This window comes from Mesorhizobium sp. BHscii (assembly GCF_053848065.1).
Genome location: NZ_JBSPKW010000012.1, coordinates 38505 through 56271, shown reverse-complemented (window position 1 = coordinate 56271; position 17767 = coordinate 38505). Strand labels below are relative to the sequence as shown.

The window sequence follows — 17767 nt, the reverse complement described above, 5'->3', positions numbered from 1 at the left end:
AGCTAATTGTAACTATGGGGTTATGTGGTGGCAACCATCCTTGATGGCAAAAGTCTGATTACTGCCGAGATGATCGCCGCCAGTCTCTCTCGAGGAAAGCTCGAGCCTCATAGCGAAGCGTTCGAAACTGCTCGCGTAGAGCTTGCGCTCATTCTCCACACGACACACCAGCAAATCGAGCAACGAAAGGATCCCGCGGAGATCATTCGTCGTCTGATGGCGCACCTCGAAGCAACCCGTTCCAAGGTTCATCCAGACGTTTGGCAAGCATTGATACCCGTGGTGCAGAACCACCCGGTCCTGGAGTACTTTCTTGAGGATCCGCTCACGCGGTGGTCCTATGACAAGCCCAGAGGTTATTCTGGCGACGCGCAGTTGCTCGACTATATCTATTGTGATCCGCACGTGGCCGAGAGCGTGGCAAACGCCTCGGAAATCGGCAAGGCGCTCTATAGCCATACCAAGGATGTACCGTCGTGCATCGCGGCACGGGAACGACGCGATCTTTTAACCCGATATGTCGATGAGATTGCGACCAAGAATGGACCGGAGGCCGAGGTACTGGCGATCGCGGCCGGCCATTTAAGGGAGGCCAATCGCTCGACCGCCTTACAGGAGGGCCATCTCAAGCGCTGGGTTGCGCTCGATCAGGATCCTCAGAGCGTTGGATTGATCACGCGCGACTTCCAGGGCACCGCGGTAGAGGCCATCGACGGTTCGGTACGAACCATGCTCACGCGGGGCCACAAGCTTGGCAAGTTCGACTTCATCTACGCCTCTGGCCTTTACGACTACCTTGCGCACAACGTCGCCGTGAAGCTCACGAAAACCTGCCTGCAGATGTTGAAGCCGAACGGGACATTCCTCTTCGCGAACTACGCAGAGGGCAACCCTGACGCCGGCTACCGGGAGACGTTCATGAACTGGGTGTTGCTGCTGCGGTCGGAGGCCGATATGTGGAACATCATCAACGCCAGCGTCGACCGCAACACCGTCGAGGCGCAGGTGTTCTTTGGCGAGAACCGCAACGTCCTATATGGCGTCATCGAAAAGCGCGGATAGCGACCGCGTTGGGCTGCAAGGTTGTCGCCCATTGGCGGCAGCCAGTCTGATTGCGGTTTGACCCTAGAGCGCGTCGCGTTTGAATGGATTCATGCAACGCGCCTTAAGGTCTTGTTTTTATGCATGTCGTCATCGCAAAACCGCTGCGCTGTTTTGCGCGACATGCATTAATCTTCGAACGCCGCCCTTAACGTTTCGAATGGCGCAAGCGCGCCGCGCACCTGCACGACGGCCGCGGCGACGCGATGCGCGCGCAGCACGGCCTCAGTCGGAGCGTGCCCGGCGAGCCGGGCGGCGAGATAGGCGCCATTGAAGGAATCGCCAGCGCCGGTCGTGTCGACGGGGGCGGCGACATGCACGGCAGGAACGGGTTGCAGGGTTCCGTTTGCGGCGATCAGCGCCGGCTCCTCGCCGTTCTTGACGACGACTTCGCCGACCAGCTTTCGCAGCCGTTCCGCGGTTGCTTGCGGCGCCGCGTCGCCGAACAGCATCTGCTCGTCGGGAAAGGTCGGTAGCGCTAGGTCGGTGACTGCGAGCGCATCGAGGATCGCGGCCTGCGCTTCCTCGCCCTGGCGCCATAACCGCGGCCGGTAGTTGGGATCGAAGGCGACAAGCGAGCCGGCGGCGCGTGCCTTGGCCACCGCTGCCAGCAATGTCTTGCGCGCAGCGCCATCCAGAATTGCCAAAGTGATTCCGGAAAAGTAAACAAGCGCCTGATTTTCAAGGCTTTTCGCCAAAGCAGCCGGGTCGGAGGCAAGCTGCCTTGCAGCCGCATCGCCGCGCCAGTAGGTGAAGGAGCGTTCGGCTCCGGTCAGCGTGATCGCATAGAGGCCGGGCCGGGCGCCTGATATGATCGGGCTGGCGCCGACGCCGATGCCGTTTTGCGCGAAGAAACCGATCTGGTCGCGCGAGAACGGGTCGTCGCCGAAGGCCGACACATAGGTCGCCGGCCGATCGCCGCTCAGCGCATGCACCGCCCACAGCGTATTGAACGTGTCGCCGGCAAAACCCATGCGCCAGTTCGGCCCCGCCTGGCCTGAAAGTTCGAGCATGCATTCACCGATCGAGGCGACGCCGTTTCCTGTCATGAATCTCTCTCCTGGTGCATGTCGCCCAAAACCTTGCGCAGCGGTTTTGGGATAACGACATGCACAAAACCAAGACCCGGTGCTGTAGCTTTTTGCGAGCGGCAGCGCCATGCTTGGCCATGGCGGATTTTTGCGCCAACGGCGTTTTCTCACGCGGAAGGCGGGACGCAATCTGCCCAGCGAGACGTTATCTCCGGAAGAGGAAACGGTTTGGCATCGTTATGGCGTTATGTTCTGGCAGGTCTTGGCCTGGCTGCCTTGCTGGCCGGCATTCTCGCTGCCGTCTATCTGACCACGCCGCAAGCGCCTCGCCTTGCGAGCTCCGAAGTCGCCCGCTCGAAGAAGACGACGAACGGGCTGTTTGTGGCCAGTTTCGAGCCGGAGCGGGGTGTCATCAGGCAAGGCGAGCTGCAATCCTGGCTGCTGACCCTGAAGACAGGTGCGGGAACCCCGGTGGAGGGCGCCGGGATCACGATTTCCGGGGGCATGCCGCGGCACAGGCACGGTCTGCCGACCAGCCCGCAGGCGACCGACTATCTGGGCAACGGCTGCTATCGCATCGATGGGGTGAAATTCACGATGAGCGGATTGTGGCAATTGCATTTCGCCATTTCCGCGGCGGCGGGATCCGATACGGTGGTCTTCAATGTGTTGCTCTGAGCGCTGGAGCAAGATGAACCGCTTTTCGCGTCTTTTCGCGCTGCTGGCGATGGGCGTGCTTGCCGGCTGCGGCAAGCCGGAGTTTTCCGATGCCGAAAAGAAGACCATCGCCTCGCTGGCGCTGTCGGCGCTACCGCCGCCGAAAACCGACACCACCAACCGCTTCGCCGACGTGCCGGCCGCCGCCGCCCTCGGCGCGACGCTGTTTTTCGACGTCGGGATGAGCGGCGACGGCAAGGTTTCCTGCTCGACCTGCCACAAGATCGACCGGCAATTCCAGGACGACCTGCCGCAAGCGGTCGGCGTCGGCCGCACCAACCGGCGCACCATGCCGCTGGCCGGCGTCGCGCATGATCCATTCTTCTTCTGGGACGGGCGGCGCGACAGCCTTTGGGCGCAGGCGCTGGCGCCGCTGGAGAATCCGCTGGAGCAGGCCGGCAATCGCGCCGCCTACGCGCATTATATCAAGGCGCGATTCGGCGAGCGCTATGAGCGCATCTTCGGGCCGCTGCCCGACCTTTCGACTGTGCCGGCCAATGCCAGCCCGCTCGGCAGCGATGCCGAAAAGGCGGCGTGGAGCACGATGACCGAAGCTCAGGCCGAGGGCGTCAATCGCGTCTTCGCCAATATCGGCAAGGCGATCGCCGCCTTCGAGCGGTCGATCGCGCCGCCGCAGACGCGCTTCGACCGGTTCGCTGCCGCCTTGGCTACCGGTATACAGTTGCCGCAAGGCGACGATGCTTTTTCGCCCGAGGAAATCCTCGGGCTAAAACTGTTCATCGGCAAGGCCAATTGCGTGACGTGCCACACCGGGCCGCGTTTCACCGACGGCAGCTTTCACAACACCGGCGTGCCGCCGGTTGCAAATCTGCCTGCGGATCGCGGCCGCATAGATGCGGTGGCGCAGGTCGAGGCCGACCCGTTCAACTGTTTCGGCGCGTTTCGCGATGGCGATGCCAGCGCCTGCGGCGAGCTGCGCTTCATGGTCAAGGCCGGACCGGAACTCGCCCGCGCCTACAAGACGCCGTCGCTGCGCGGTGCCGCCACCCGTCCGCCCTACATGCATGCCGGGCAGTTCTCGTCGCTCGAAGAAGTGGTGGCGCATTATTCGACGGCGCCGGCGAGTGTCGAGGGCATATCCGAGATCCATCCGCTGCAGCTTTCGGACCGCGAGCGCGCCGCGCTGGTGGCGTTTTTGAAGACATTGGCGGAGTGAAGGACTCGGAATAAGGCCGCTCGGTAGCGATCCTTCGCGCCCCCTCTGTCCTGCCGACGTCCCCCACGAGGGGGAGATTGGCTGTCCCCTCGGCTTTCGCCAATTTTCAACATTGAAGAAAAGGGCGCTGTCGCCGAAGCCGTCGTTCTGGGAGATGTCCGGCAGGACAAAGGGGGCGCTGTCCCGCCGACGTTCACCGCAGCAGCGCTCTACTACCGATCCTTGACAGTCTCCATCGCCACAAAGGTCGAAGTCTGGGCGACGTGGGGCAGGGCGGAGATGCGCTCGCCGAGCACGCGGCGATAGGCGGCGATGTCGGTGGTGCGGACTTTCAGGAGGTAATCGAAGCTCGATGCCATCATGTGGCATTGCTCGATCTCCGGCACCGCCTGCACGGCGCGGTTGAAGGCGTCGAGCGCGGCCGAGCGGGTGTCGGACAATTTCACCTGGACGAAGGCGACATGGCCTTCGCCCATTCGCTCACGGTCGATGATCGCCTGGTAGCCGCGGATGATGCCGTCCTTCTCCAGCCGCTTGACCCGTGCCTGCACCGGCGTCTTCGACAGGCCGACCTTGGCCGCGAGTTCCGACATGGAAAGCCGGCCATTGCTGCCCAGCGCCGACAGGATGTTCCTGTCGATGCGGTCTAATTGGTCTTCTGTCATCGATTTTGTGGTCAAATTGGAGAAAATCAGGCCACACGATAATCCAATCGGCCTCTCCTGTCGATTTCTTTGGACCGATCGAAACCAAGCTTTGTGTTAGCTTGCGCCATTCGGTCCGGTGACCGCCGGACCGCTCCCTGATGCTTGCTCTATAGGACCGTCATGCCAGCGCTCGATGCCATCCGCCAGCAGATCCGTGCCAATTACTTGCCCGATGAAGACGAGGCCGTGAAGCGGCTGGCCGAGGCGACAGGGCTTTCGACGAAAGAGCGGAAGGCAATCTCGGCCCGCGCCGCCGACCTGGTGCGGGCGGTGCGCGGCTCGTCCGATCCGCGGCTGATGGAAGTCTTTCTGTCCGCCTATGGCCTTTCCACCAAGGAGGGCGTCGCGCTGATGTGCCTGGCCGAAGCGCTGCTGCGGGTGCCCGACACCGAAACGATGGACGACCTCATCGCCGACAAGATCGCGCCGCACGACTGGTCAGCGCATTCAGGGGGCTCGAGCTCGATCTTCGTCAATGCGTCGACCTGGGCGCTGATGCTGACCGGCCGGGTGCTCGACGAGGGCGAGGGCGGCATCGAAGGCACGCTGCGCGCCATGGTGCGCCGGCTGGGCGAGCCGGTCATCCGCAAGGCGGTCGCCGCCGCCATGCGCGAGATGGGCGAGCAGTTCGTGCTCGGCCGCACGATTGCCGAGGCCGTCAAGCGCGGCCGGCCGATGACCCAGAAAGGCTATTTCTATTCCTTCGATATGCTGGGCGAAGCGGCTCGCACCGAGGCGGACGCGTTGCGCTATCTCAAGGCCTATGCCGACGCCATCTCCTCGCTCGATGCCGGCGCCAATGGTCCCGACATCCGCCAGAATCACGGCATCTCGGTCAAGCTCTCGGCGCTGCACCCGCGCTATGAAGTGACGCAAAAGGAAAAGATGCTGCCTGTGATGGCCGAGCGGCTTTTGTCGCTGGCGCTGGCGGCGCGCCATTCGCGCATGGGCCTCAACATCGACGCCGAGGAGGCCGACCGCCTCGACCTGTCGCTCGAAATCATCGAGCGGGTGCTGGCCGAGCCGGAGCTTGCCGGCTGGAACGGTTTTGGCGTCGTCGTCCAGGCCTATGGTCCGCGCGCCGCCTTCGTCATCGATTGGCTCTATGCGCTGGCGAAGAAGTACGACCGCACCATCATGGTGCGGCTGGTCAAGGGCGCCTATTGGGACACCGAGATCAAGCGGGCGCAGACGCTCGGGCTCGACGGATATCCGGTCTTCACCCGCAAGGCCAACACCGACGTGTCCTACCTCGCCTGCGCGAAGAAGCTGCTGTCGATGACCGACCGCATCTATCCGCAATTCGCCACCCACAACGCCCACACCGTCGCCGCCATCCTGTCGATGGCTGGGGATCGTGACTCATTCGAGTTCCAGCGCCTGCACGGCATGGGCGAGGCGTTACATGAGACGGTGCGGCGGGCCGAGGGTACGCGCTGCCGCATCTATGCGCCGGTCGGCGCGCATTCCGACCTGCTTGCCTATCTGGTCCGCCGGCTGCTCGAAAATGGCGCAAACTCCTCCTTCGTCCACCAGCTCACCGATGAGGAGGTCGAGCCGGAGGATATCGCTCGAGACCCACTCGAAACCGTCGAGAAACAGGGTCCGGCCACCAATCCGGCGATCCCCAGCCCGTCGGCCATCTTCGGTGCTGGCCGCCGCAATTCGAAGGGGTTCGACATCACCGATCCGGTGACGCTGGCCGCGATCGACAAGGCGAAGGCCGAGTTTGCCGGGCCGGACCGCTGGCACGCCAAACCGATCACCCGGGCCGCCGGCTACGGCAAGCAGCGTCCGGTGGTCAATCCGGCAAAGCCGGACGAAGTGGTCGGTAGGGTCAGCGAGGCCACCGCCAAGCAGGTCGCGACCGCCGTGCGCATCGCGGTGGAGGCGCAGCCGGCATGGGCGAGGCGCGCCGTCGCCGAGCGCGCCACCATCCTCAACCGCGCCGCCGACCTCTATGAGGCCAATGCCGTCGAATTCTTCGCGCTCGCCGCCCGCGAGGCCGGCAAATCACTGGCCGACGGCGTCGCCGAAGTGCGCGAGGCGGTCGATTTCCTGCGCTATTACGCAACCGAGGCGGCCAATGCCGAACCTGGAACCGAGGCGCGCGGTGTGATCGCGTGTATCTCGCCATGGAATTTTCCGCTCGCCATCTTCACCGGCCAGATTGCGGCAGCTCTCGTCACCGGCAATTCGGTCATCGCCAAGCCGGCCGAGCAGACGCCGCTGATCGCCTTCCGCGCCGTCGAATTGCTGCGCGAAGCCGGCGTGCCGGAAGACGTCATCCAGCTTCTGCCCGGCGATGGCCCCTCGGTCGGCGGCCCACTGACATCAGATCCGCGCATTGCCGGCGTCTGCTTCACCGGCTCGACCGAGGTCGCCAAGCTGATCGAAAAGCAGTTGGCCGAGACCGCCGCGCCCGACGCCATGCTGATCGCCGAGACCGGCGGGTTGAATGCCATGATCGTCGATTCCACCGCGCTTCCCGAACAAGCAGTACGCGACATCCTTGCCTCGGCCTTCCAGAGTGCCGGCCAGCGCTGCTCGGCGCTGCGCGTGCTCTATGTGCAGAAGGACGTCGAGAAGAAGATGCTGGAAATGCTGAAGGGCGCGATGGAAACGCTCAGCCTCGGCGATCCCTGGCGGATTTCGACCGATGTCGGCCCGGTCATCGACGAGGAGGCACAAAAATCGATCCGCGACTATTGCACTGACATGGGCCTGCAGGGCCGGCTGATCGCCAAGCTCGAAGCGCCGAAGGATGGCCGCTTCGTCGCACCGCATGTCTTTCGGGTCAAGGGCATCGAGGACATCGAGCGCGAGGTGTTCGGACCGGTGCTGCACGTCGCCACTTTCGACGCCGACGATATCGACGGGGTCATCGCCGCGATCAACCGCAAGGGTTATGGTCTGACTTTCGGCCTGCACACCCGCATCGAAGGCCGCGCCCAGCATTTCGTCGACGGCATCCATGCCGGCAACATCTATGTTAACCGCAACCAGATCGGCGCCGTGGTCGGCTCGCAGCCGTTCGGCGGCGAAGGGCTTTCCGGCACTGGGCCGAAGGCCGGCGGACCGCACTATCTCAGGCGGTTCCGCAAGGGGCCGGAGGCGGGCACGCCTATTCTTGACGGCCGCAAGGTGACGGCGACCGAACTCGCCGACAATCTGCCCGACCGGACGCTGGGCGGCTGGTCGACGCGGGCGGACCGCATTGCGGTGCTGAGGAAACATTTGCGCGGCAAAGGTGCGGCGGCCATCGGTGCCGCCGCCGGCATCGATTTCGGCCAGGTCGATTTGCCCGGCCCGACCGGCGAGGCCAACACGTTGTCGCTGTCGCCGCGCGGCCGCGTGCTCTGCCTCGGACCGGATGCCGACACGCTGCTTGCCCAGACCATCCAGGCGCTGGCGGCCGGCAATGCGGTGCTGGCCGTCGCGCCCGATGCGCCGGCGGCCCTGTTGTCACTGACCGGCAAGGGCCTGCCGCTGGCGGCCATCGACGGTCGGCCCGACCCGGTCGAGGCACGCGCGCTGCGTGTCGACCTCGTCGCCTTTTCCGGCACGCCGGAGGCCGCGCGCATCGTGCGCAAGGTGATCGCCGACCGCGCCGGCCCGATCGTGCCGCTGGTCAGCGAAGTGCTCAACCCGGCGGCCTATGCGCATGAGCGCGCCGTCTGCGTCGACACTACGGCTGCTGGTGGCAATGCCAGCCTGCTGGCCGCGGCTTAAGGCGGCTGCTTCTATCTGTTAGGCGAGGTCACCTCACGCGCCCTCGACGACCGAAAAGCCCTCGAACTGCGGATGACCGAGATAGTGCACCTTGCTGGAGCCGGCGTTGCGGTGCGCGGCGCGAAAATTCTCGGATTTGGTCCAGGCGACGAAATCCTCATGGCTCGCCCACACGGTGTGCGAGGCAAACAGCGTGTAGCCTTCGGCCTCGTTGACCGGACCGCGCAGCAGATGAAATTCCTTGAAACCTTTCATCTCCGAAAGGCTCGAATCACGGTTTTTCCAGACGTCCTCAAAAGCGTCCTCAGAGCCGTTTTGTATCTTGAAGCGGTTCATGGCGATGTACATTGGTGGTTCCTTTCGGGATTGCGATTATGATGCTTGTTGGATTGCCTGAAGCGCTGAGGCGCAGGCTGTTAAAATGGACCGATCCGCGCTTTAAATACCCAACTTGACTTGCCAGTTTCGGTTGGAATGGGAGGGAACGGTGCTTGCTTGCGCACTAGCGTCAAAGCGAATTGATCAAGTTCCGCAGAACCTGAGCTTTCGGCAAGCTGTATGTCGCTGATGCTGCCGTCGGCCATGACGACGAATACGACCCTGGCGTTGTTGCGAGCGCTTGCTTGTATCGATTTCGAAACACGACGGTTGGCGCGGGCAAGCTTCTTCTGGACTTCACCGCTGTAGCGGGATTCTATCGCATTGCCTGCCACTGCCTGCTTTTTGCCCGTGCTGGAAGTCACCGCGTCGCGTTCCTCGCTATCCGCCGCGCCGCGGGCATCGTTCGTTTCGCCCGCTCCGCCAAGACCTGCTGTCGCGCTTGGCCTTGCGGTCGGGATCGGCGGTTGTCCGACATCGGTAGGAGGCGCCTCGGTGCTATCGGCCGGAGCAGCCGGCTCTGCCGGCGTTTCAACCTTCGGAGCCACGCCCGGTTCGTCCAGGCGTGGGGTGTCGTCCATCGGTGTGTCTGGCGCGGCGGTGGGTTGTTCGACAATTTGCGGCAAGGGGGCGTGGGGCTGCGCGGCCATTTCCCTGGCGGGCCGGTCGACAGGCGGCTCGGGCTTGACCTCAGGTTTGGCCGGCTGCGGGTCGGGCACCAAGGTAACGTTCATCGCGCCCGGAACCTGACCACCCAAGGCGCTGCCGACTACGTTGGCGCCGGTTTGATCGGTGCCTTCCAACTGGATTGCGTCCTTCGAATCGAATGTGCCGGCAGGTGTGATGAGAAAAGCGGCCGCCACCGCGGCATGAAACAGGCAGGAGGCGATGATCGCCGCCGTCCATTTGCGGCTCATGGCTGCCGGCCGAACCGGCGCAAGCGGTTCGGTCGGCGCAATCGCCAGTTCGCCATTGGCGTCGGGGAGGGGACTGATTTCCTGCATGGCTCGCGACGAGACCTGCCGCGACCGGCGCGGACTTGTCAAATCAAGATCGTTGGCATCTAGCGGCCACAGAACGGAGCCGGCCTGAGACCATGCGACGGGTTTCGAGCGAGTGCGGGCTCCAGTCCCACTGTCTTCTCAGACCCCGAAGGCGATACCGGTCTTGGTTTCGGTCTTCAGTCCACGCATGCAAGCGCCCGGCTCGATGCCGGTGCCCGCACATTCGGTCGAGCTGTTGATCAGCACACGGCTGACCTTGGCGCAATCGGCGCCGGCAAGATCGAAACGCGTCACCTTGGTCTTGCCCGCCGGCAGGTCCTTGAAGTCGAGCACGGTCAGCCGGTCGACGACGCCGGCCTCGTTGAACAGCGCGATCTCGAACGCTGCTTTCGAGAGGTCGGCGCCGAGAGTGTTGTTGACCACGAACGTCAAACGGCAGCCCTTTTCGGAGGCCTGCGCACCATTGAGCTCAAGCGTGAGAGCAGGGACCGGCGCGGACTCTTGCGCCCACGCCGGACCCATCACAAGCGGCATCGCCAGCACCGAGGTCAGCAGGCGAAGCGATGCCGTCAAGCTTATCATTGTCGTCAGCCTCCAAATCGCATTGTCGCCGCCAGCTTGAGCGTGACGCCGGGCTCGTAAATTACACTCGTGGCCGATGCATTCAACGGGTTGGTGTATTTGACGTCGAACAAATTGTCGGCGCGGAAGTCGACCTTGAAATTGTCGGTCGCCTGGTAGCTGGCGAAGGCATTGACCAGCGTGTAGTCCTTGGCCACTGGGTTGCCCTTCGGCTTGCCATTGTACTGCACCTCGCCGCCGACGGTTAGCTTGTCCTCCAGAAAGCGGAAGCCGAGCTGCGCCGTGACTTGGGAAGACGGCACGGTGACGAGGTCTGCCCGCTCGCCGTCATAAGAGATGGTGTGGCCATCGATGATCGACGCCGAAAGCCCGGCGAAACCCCAGCTGGCGTCATACACGCCTTCCATTTCAAAGCCGCGAATCTTGGCTTCTGCAAAGTTCTGGTACTGGAAGCAGATCGGGATGCCGGGGCCGAATGGGCAGCCGCTGGTCGGGTCGAATGCCGACAGGGTGACGCCGTCGATGTAGTCTTCGACATCGTTGTTGAAGTAGGCCGCCTTGAAACGAAACGCGTCGCCGGCTTCGAGGATGTCGTCCAGCTTGTGGTTGACACCGAATTCGACGGTCTTGCCGATTTCAGGTTTCAGATCGGGATTGGGGAGAAACGGAAAGCTGACGCCTGCCGGATGATTGCCACTGATGAGGGTTTCCGACAGCGACGGAGAGCGATATCCCTCCGCATAGGTGCCGTAAAATTGCAGCCCCGAAAGGCTGGCGGTTTCGAACGGCGAGACGCCGACGGTGATGCGCGGCGACAGCCGGTCGCCGGAAGTTTCGCCGACATCGCTTTCGAGCTTGTAGCTGTCGTAACGCAGCCCGGCGATGACTTCGAGCCAGTCCCAGGTGAGCTTGTCCTGGATGTAGGCGCCGGAAACGTTTCGCTTGCCCGAAGGGGTGTAGAAACTGGCGCCGCCTGCGGCGCCACCCGTCTCGACGTCGTCGCCAACCCAGTCGCCACCGTAGGTCAGCTCGTGCGCAATGCCGGCGGTCTCGAAACGCGAGGTGTTCCAGATGTCGATACCCGAAGTGCCGATATCGAAGGTCGACATCGAACCCACCGGCAGGACGATGGGAAGACCGGTGACCGGATCAAACCGGTTTTGCGGAACAAGGCTCGTCATCTCCAAATTGGTCCTGTTGTAGGAAGCGTTGACGTGAAGATCGAGCCAGCTCTTGTCCTCATCGGTGATGTTGTAGCGCGCCGTGAAAGTATTCGCCTCCAGGTCGACGTCATTCACCGGCGTGCCGCCGCTGACCTCGTTCCAGCCGTCGCTCGTGCCATTCCAGCCCAGTTTTAGTTCGCTGTTTTCACTAGGGCGGATGGTCGTCTTGAGAAGACCGCTTAAAACGTCGAAGCCGGTGCCGTTCACCGTATCGCCGCCGCCATCCTTGTAGTCGTCATAGTCGCGATAGACGATGTTGCCGAGGACATCCCAGTTTTCGTTGAAACGGTAGGCGCCGGCGGCGCTGGTCGTCCAGCCTTCGCCGTTGCTCTCGTAGCGCCCGGTCGCGGACGCGGCCCATGTCTCGCCGTCGCGAAGATAGTCTTCCGCGTCCTTGGTCTCAAACAAGGCGACGCCGCCGATGGCGCCCGAGCCGTAGGTGTTGGCGACCGGACCGCGGATCACGTCGACGGATTTGATGAGCTCGGGGTCGATGTAGAAGGTCGATTGCGTGCCGTGGTCGGAGCGCTGGAAATTTTGCCGCGCACCGTCGACGATCACCGCGACGCGGCCGAAATCCTGCAAGCCACGGATATTGATGCTGGAGCTGACGCGCCTTGCGTCTGCCTGGACCGCTACACCCGGCACACCCAACAGCATTTCGTTTGGCGTAGTCGCCATGCGGCGTTCCAATTGCTCCTGATCGACATGGCTGACCGAAGCCAGGGAATCGATCGCCGTCTCGCCGGTGCGGCTGATGACCAGGATCTGGTCGAGCAGCGTTGCGCCTGCCGGGGCAGCCTCTTCAGGCATCTGCGCTTGTTCGGCCTGCTGCTGGTCTGCTGTCGGCTGGGCGGCCTGTTGAGCGTTTGCCGATGGCGTGAGCAGAGCGATCGCCGCAGCACCCGCCAGCAATGCCGCCATGCCCTTTGCCATTGATCGATGCGCCGGACTTCGATGCGCCCTACCTGGGCTGCCATTCGCCAGACCCAGCCGTCCCCAATTCGCCAACCCCATGCCCCAACTCCAAAATTCCAGATTCGATGCTGGCTGGCGTGGCGCTTGCTGGCATTTTTCATCGTGTCCGGCGTCTTAAATCTTGACTAACTTAGTCCGGTATTGCACTGACTAATAAACATGATTATTCAAGTCAAGAAATGAATCGGCATTTCACGCAAGCGTCGGGCCAGCCGACCAAGCCCGGCCCAGGAAAGGGATCGAACCAGATGAACACGCACAATCCCAATGACTTTCGCTATCGCGTCCGCCGTTCCGACGACAATTCGGCTCGTTTCGATCGGGTCCCGTTGACCGTGAGGACCCTGTCCAGCAACACACTGTTCCAGGGCGAGCATGAGATCGGCATCGAGCACCATGGTGCGCTCTATCGGTTGAAGATTACCCGCCAGGGCAAGCTGATCCTCAACAAGTAGCTGCAAGCGAGTGGCTGTAAGGCGAGTAAGTGTTAAGACAAGCAGGTGTTTAAGACATGGACCAGCGCGTAAAACCCGCTCCGCACGAGATCCGGCGGGCGCGGGCAGACAATCCGAAGACGCGCGAGCGTGATCTCGCCGCCCAGCTTGGCATTTCGGAAGCCGAGCTGGTCGCTGCGCATTGCGGCGACGGAGTCGTCCGCGTCGAGCCGCGCGTCAACGACCTTCTGACCGGCCTCGAAGCCGTCGGCGAGGTTATGGCGCTGACCCGTAACGAAAGCGCGGTGCACGAGAAGATCGGCGTCTACGACAAGGTCGTTACCGGCAACCACAATGCCATGGTGCTTGGCGAAAATATCGATCTGCGCATCTTCCCGAAAGTCTGGGCGCACGGCTTTGCCGTCGAAAAACGCGACGGCGGCGATATCAGGCGCAGCCTGCAGTTCTTCGATGCGGCAGGCGAGGCGGTGCACAAGGTGCATCTGCGGCCCGCGTCCAACCTCTATGCCTATCAGAAGCTGGTGGCCGAACTCGAATCGCCGAACCAGGAGTCAATGGTTGCGATTTCAGAGGGGGTCGCGATTTCAGAAGGGGTTGCGATTTCAGAAGGCGGGCTCGAGAGCGAGACCGGGCCTTCCGACGCTTCCGCTGATGTCGACGATCTGCGCGACCGCTGGAGCCGCCTGACGGACGTGCATCAGTTCTTCGGCATGCTGAAGACGCTGAAGCTCGACCGCCGCCAGGCGATGCGCATGGTCGGCCAGGATTACGCCTGGCTGTTGGACAACGATGCCGTCAGCGCCATGTTCCATCATGCCGCCGAGGGCGAAATGCCGATCATGTGCTTTGTCGGCAATCGCGGCTGCATCCAGATCCATTCGGGCCCGATCAAGTCGATCAAGCCGATGGGGCCTTGGATCAACGTGCTGGACGAAACCTTTCACCTGCATCTGCGAACCGATCACATCCAAGAGGTCTGGGCCGTGCGCAAGCCGACCAAGGACGGCCATGTCACGTCTCTCGAAGCCTATGGCGCCGACGGCAAGATGATCATCCAGTTCTTCGGCAAACGCCATGAAGGTGAAAGCGAGCGCGAGGACTGGCGGTTTCTGGCAGAGAACCTGCCGCGCATTCCAAGCCCGACCGCAGCCTGAGGACAACGAAAATGGGTCCTTTGCTTAAACCGGCGGGTGTTTTCAGAATGGCGCTTGGGGCCACGATCGGCCTTTCCCTGGCCTTTGCCGCATTGCTGCCGGCCCGTGCCGCCGAAGGCACGGAGGTCTTCGCGGACCCGTCGAGGATAGCGGCAATCGGCGGTTCGATTACCGAGATCGTCTTTGCGCTCGGCGAACAGGATCGGCTGGTCGCTCGCGATTCGACCAGCCGTTATCCCGAGGCGGCGCTCAAGCTGCCTGACGTCGGTTACATGCGCCAACTGTCGCCGGAAGGTGTTCTGTCGGTCAATCCGTCGGGCATCCTGGCGCTGCACGGCAGTGGGCCTAAGCAAGCCGTCGACGTGCTGAAGAAAACGAGCATTCCGTTCATCGAGGTGCCCGAGCGCTACGACCATGAAGGCATTCTCGAAAAGATCCGCATCGTCGGTAAGGCGCTTGGCGTGGACGCCAAGGCCGATGCGCTGGCAGCCGAGATCGATGCCAAGTTGAAGGCCGCCGAAGAGCAGACCGCTTCGATCAACGACCGCAAGCGCGTCCTGTTCGTGCTGTCGATGCAGGGCGGCAAGATCCTCGCTTCCGGCAGCGACACTGCCGCCGACGGCATTATCAGGCTTTCCGGCGGTGTCAACGCGGTTGACGGCTTCTCCGGCTACAAGCAATTGTCCGACGAGGCTGTTATCACCGCCAGGCCCGACGTGATCCTGATGATGAACAATGCCGGTCCTGCCGCATCGGATGACGAATTGTTCGTGAACCCGTCCATCCTGTCGACACCGGCGGGTGCCGCGCGCAAGGTGGTCCGCATGGATGGCGGCTATCTGCTCGGCTTCGGGCCGCGCACGGCCGACGTCATCCATGACCTTGCCGCCTCGCTTTATGGCGGGCAGGCCGCGGACTGAGCGGGCACCCAATGGTGGATCAATCGATCGCTGGTGCGGGCACTATGGCGACAGCATCCGACGGCGACCGTTCGGGGCGCGCGCGCATCGTCATCCTGCTTTTGTGCCTGGGGCTTGCCATTGCCGTGCTGCTGTCGCTGACCTCAGGCGCATCCGATGCCTCGGCCGTCAGCGTCGTCGGCGACTGGCTATTGGGTGCAGCACCCGGCAATGCGGCGCTGAGCGCCCGCGACCGCCTGATCGTCTACGACATCCGCCTGCCGCGCGTCATCCTCGGTGTGCTGATCGGCGCCGCACTTGCCGTCTCCGGCGCGGTCATGCAAGGGCTGTTCCGCAATCCGCTGGCAGACCCCGGTCTCATCGGCGTTTCGGCTGGATCGAGCCTCGGCGCGGTGGCCGTCATCGTGCTTGGCGCCACGGCGCTGGCACCGATAACCTCGGAGCTGGGCACACTCGCTCTGCCGCTGGCGGCGTTCTGCGGCGGGCTGGCGACGACATTGGTGCTTTATCAGGTCGCCACCCGGCACGGCCAAACCTCGGTCGCCACCATGCTGCTCGCCGGCATTGCGCTGGCGGCCCTTGCCATGGCGCTGACCGGTATCCTGATCTTCATGGCCGACGACCGGCAGTTGCGCGACTTGACCTTCTGGCAGCTTGGCTCGCTCGCCGGCGCGACCTGGCAGAAGATCGGCTCCGTCGGACCGATCATAGTGCTGGCGCTGGCGGCGATGCCGTTTCTGGCGCGCGGCCTCAACGCGCTGGCGCTGGGCGAAGCCACCGCCGGCCATCTCGGCATCCCGGTGCAGCGGCTGAAATACACCGCCATCATCGGCGTTTCGGCGGCAGTTGGGGCATCTGTGGCCGTCAGCGGCGGCATCGGATTTGTCGGCATCGTCGTGCCGCATTTGCTGCGCCTGTTTATCGGCCCGGACAATCGTTATTTGCTGCCAGCGTCGGCCCTGCTCGGCGCTTGCCTGCTGCTTCTGGCCGACGCCGTCGCCCGCACCATCGTGGCGCCGGCCGAGCTGCCGATCGGCATCGTCACCGCGATCGCCGGCGCTCCGTTCTTCCTCTGGATCCTGCTGCGTAAGCGTGGGGTCGTCGACCTGTGAGAGACCGCACCACCATATGACTCCCCAGAGCGAATTTCGAAGCGGTCTGTCGAGAGGGGTTTGCATGATCGAAGCACGGGATGTCTCGGTGGCGATCGGCGGCAAGCGGATCGTCGCCAATGTCGATTTCGACATGCGGCCCGGCGAAATCGCGGCCATCGTCGGTCCCAATGGTTCCGGCAAGACGACCTTATTGAGGGCATTGTCCGGCGATCTTGCCTATTCGGGAGAGGTCACCATCAACGGCCGCGACCTGTCGGTGATGAAGCCGGTCGAGGCAGCGACGATGCGCGCCGTGCTGCCTCAGGCGACGACGCTGTCCTTTCCGTTCACTGTGCGCGAGATCGTCAGGCTCGGCCTGCTCGGCGGGCGCTCGGGCGCGCTGCCCGGCGAGGACGAGCGCCTGCCCGAACGGGCGCTGGCGCGCGTCGATCTCGACGGCTTTGCCGGCCGGTTGTACCAGGAGCTTTCGGGCGGCGAGCAGCAACGCGTGCAGTTGGCCCGTGTGCTCTGCCAGGTCTGGGCGCCGGTCCTCGACGGCAAACCGCGCTATCTCTTCCTCGACGAGCCGGTTTCCAGCCTCGACATCAAGCACCAATTGATCATCATGAATATCGCCCGCGAATTCGCCACAAGGGGCGGCGGCGTGGTCGCCATCCTGCACGACCTCAATTTGACGGCCATGTATGCCGACCGGATTTTCGTCATGCATCGCGGCAGGCTTGCCGCCACCGGCTCACCGCAGGACGTGCTGAGCGACGATCTGATCGAAAAAGTGTTCGATTGCCGGCTGAGGGTCGGCGTGCTGCCGGCCGGAGACATGCCGTTCGTGCTACCGCAGTCGGTCTATTGATATTCAGGTGATGCCGGCCTGCAAATGGCGGTTTCCTGCGCTTCCGGTACTCACGTACCCAAACGTACGCTCCGTTCCGGTTCTCGGAACCCACCATTTTCGGCTCGGCCTGACCTGAATCTCAACAGACCTAGCCAAACCGCGATGCGACCCGGATCAGGCGGCCGGCGCTCGTTGCACCAGCATGTCGATGCCGAGCAGGTGCCGCACATTCGGGCGCGCCGCCACCATGTCGGCGATCGTATAGCGCTCGAGCACGGCGAAGAAGGCGTTGAGCGCCTCGCGCAGCGCTGAATTCAGTGCGCAACTGTCGACCAGCGGACATTCGGCGGCGTCGTTCTCGAAGCATTCAGCCATGGCGAAGCTCTCTTCGGTCACGCGCACGACGTCGAACAGTGTGATCGATTCGGCCGGGCGGCCGAGCCTGACACCGCCATTCCTGCCGCGGACCGTCTCGACCAGACCATGCTCGACCAAAGGCTGCAGGATCTTGAAAAGGAAGAGTTCGGACACCGAGTAGGCGGCAGCGATCTCTGGGATGCGGCTCAGCCGGTCGGTATTTGCAGCGCAATACATCAGAATGCGCATGGCGTAGTTGGTCTGGCGTGTCAACCGCATTTTGTCCTCACGAAGCAGTAGCTCA

At 63.2% G+C, this 17767-nt stretch carries 16 protein-coding genes; 9 read left to right on the top strand and 7 right to left on the bottom strand.

Features of this window, described 5'->3' with window-relative positions:
* The first annotated feature begins 27 nt into the window (after positions 1-27).
* Entirely contained in the window at positions 28-1062 is a 1035-nt protein-coding gene (locus ACWTU7_RS17695; protein ID WP_455839360.1) for a class I SAM-dependent methyltransferase, read from the top strand.
* Between the two features lie 167 nt (positions 1063-1229).
* On the opposite strand, the gene ACWTU7_RS17690 is transcribed toward ACWTU7_RS17695, so the two are convergent.
* Positions 1230-2150: a sugar kinase gene (locus tag ACWTU7_RS17690; protein ID WP_455839359.1), complete on the bottom strand. Its 921-nt coding sequence runs from the start codon at positions 2148-2150 to the stop codon at positions 1230-1232.
* Positions 2151-2360: 210 nt separating this feature from the next.
* Between ACWTU7_RS17690 and ACWTU7_RS17685 the strand changes: the two genes are divergently transcribed.
* Together ACWTU7_RS17685 and ACWTU7_RS17680 are read left to right on the top strand one after the other, a co-directional pair.
* Positions 2361-2810, top strand: a complete 450-nt coding sequence (locus ACWTU7_RS17685; protein WP_455839358.1) for a FixH family protein — start codon at positions 2361-2363, stop codon at positions 2808-2810.
* 13 nt (positions 2811-2823) lie between these two features.
* Positions 2824-4026 (top strand): cytochrome-c peroxidase, encoded by a 1203-nt coding sequence (locus ACWTU7_RS17680; protein WP_455839357.1) that lies wholly within the window; start codon positions 2824-2826, stop codon positions 4024-4026.
* Positions 4027-4238: 212 nt separating this feature from the next.
* Here ACWTU7_RS17680 and ACWTU7_RS17675 read toward each other — a convergent pair whose 3' ends face one another.
* The gene (locus ACWTU7_RS17675; RefSeq protein WP_352952073.1) at positions 4239-4691 is read right to left on the bottom strand and encodes an Lrp/AsnC family transcriptional regulator; all 453 of its coding nucleotides are present in this window, start codon (positions 4689-4691) and stop codon (positions 4239-4241) included.
* A 162-nt stretch (positions 4692-4853) separates the two neighbouring features.
* On the opposite strand from ACWTU7_RS17675, the gene putA reads away from it, so the two are divergent.
* The gene (gene putA, locus ACWTU7_RS17670; protein ID WP_455839356.1) at positions 4854-8465 is read left to right on the top strand and encodes a bifunctional proline dehydrogenase/L-glutamate gamma-semialdehyde dehydrogenase PutA; all 3612 of its coding nucleotides are present in this window, start codon (positions 4854-4856) and stop codon (positions 8463-8465) included.
* A 33-nt stretch (positions 8466-8498) separates the two neighbouring features.
* Here putA and ACWTU7_RS17665 read toward each other — a convergent pair whose 3' ends face one another.
* From ACWTU7_RS17665 to ACWTU7_RS17650, 4 genes are all read right to left on the bottom strand, one after another.
* The gene (locus ACWTU7_RS17665; RefSeq protein WP_455839355.1) at positions 8499-8813 is read right to left on the bottom strand and encodes an antibiotic biosynthesis monooxygenase family protein; all 315 of its coding nucleotides are present in this window, start codon (positions 8811-8813) and stop codon (positions 8499-8501) included.
* Between the two features lie 68 nt (positions 8814-8881).
* Positions 8882-9847, bottom strand: coding sequence for a TonB family protein (locus ACWTU7_RS17660; protein WP_455839354.1), 966 nt, complete (start codon positions 9845-9847; stop codon positions 8882-8884).
* A gap of 138 nt (positions 9848-9985) precedes the next feature.
* Positions 9986-10429 (bottom strand): hypothetical protein, encoded by a 444-nt coding sequence (locus ACWTU7_RS17655; RefSeq protein ID WP_029353355.1) that lies wholly within the window; start codon positions 10427-10429, stop codon positions 9986-9988.
* A 5-nt stretch (positions 10430-10434) separates the two neighbouring features.
* The gene (locus tag ACWTU7_RS17650) at positions 10435-12669 is read right to left on the bottom strand and encodes a TonB-dependent hemoglobin/transferrin/lactoferrin family receptor (protein WP_455839353.1); all 2235 of its coding nucleotides are present in this window, start codon (positions 12667-12669) and stop codon (positions 10435-10437) included.
* Positions 12670-12878: 209 nt separating this feature from the next.
* Here ACWTU7_RS17650 and hemP point away from each other — a divergent pair, with 209 nt between their 5' ends.
* From hemP to ACWTU7_RS17625, 5 genes are all read left to right on the top strand, one after another.
* Positions 12879-13085 (top strand): hemin uptake protein HemP, encoded by a 207-nt coding sequence (gene hemP / locus ACWTU7_RS17645; protein WP_095494491.1) that lies wholly within the window; start codon positions 12879-12881, stop codon positions 13083-13085.
* A 56-nt stretch (positions 13086-13141) separates the two neighbouring features.
* Positions 13142-14239: a hemin-degrading factor gene (locus ACWTU7_RS17640; protein ID WP_455839352.1), complete on the top strand. Its 1098-nt coding sequence runs from the start codon at positions 13142-13144 to the stop codon at positions 14237-14239.
* A gap of 47 nt (positions 14240-14286) precedes the next feature.
* On the top strand, positions 14287-15159 hold the full coding sequence (locus ACWTU7_RS17635; protein WP_455846530.1) for a heme/hemin ABC transporter substrate-binding protein: 873 nt from the start codon (positions 14287-14289) through the stop codon (positions 15157-15159).
* Positions 15160-15170: 11 nt separating this feature from the next.
* On the top strand, positions 15171-16271 hold the full coding sequence (locus ACWTU7_RS17630; protein WP_455839350.1) for a FecCD family ABC transporter permease: 1101 nt from the start codon (positions 15171-15173) through the stop codon (positions 16269-16271).
* A 64-nt stretch (positions 16272-16335) separates the two neighbouring features.
* On the top strand, positions 16336-17124 hold the full coding sequence (locus ACWTU7_RS17625; RefSeq protein ID WP_455839349.1) for a heme ABC transporter ATP-binding protein: 789 nt from the start codon (positions 16336-16338) through the stop codon (positions 17122-17124).
* A 156-nt stretch (positions 17125-17280) separates the two neighbouring features.
* Here ACWTU7_RS17625 and rirA read toward each other — a convergent pair whose 3' ends face one another.
* Positions 17281-17742 (bottom strand): iron-responsive transcriptional regulator RirA, encoded by a 462-nt coding sequence (rirA, locus tag ACWTU7_RS17620; protein ID WP_027156154.1) that lies wholly within the window; start codon positions 17740-17742, stop codon positions 17281-17283.
* Positions 17743-17767: the final 25 nt, after the last annotated feature.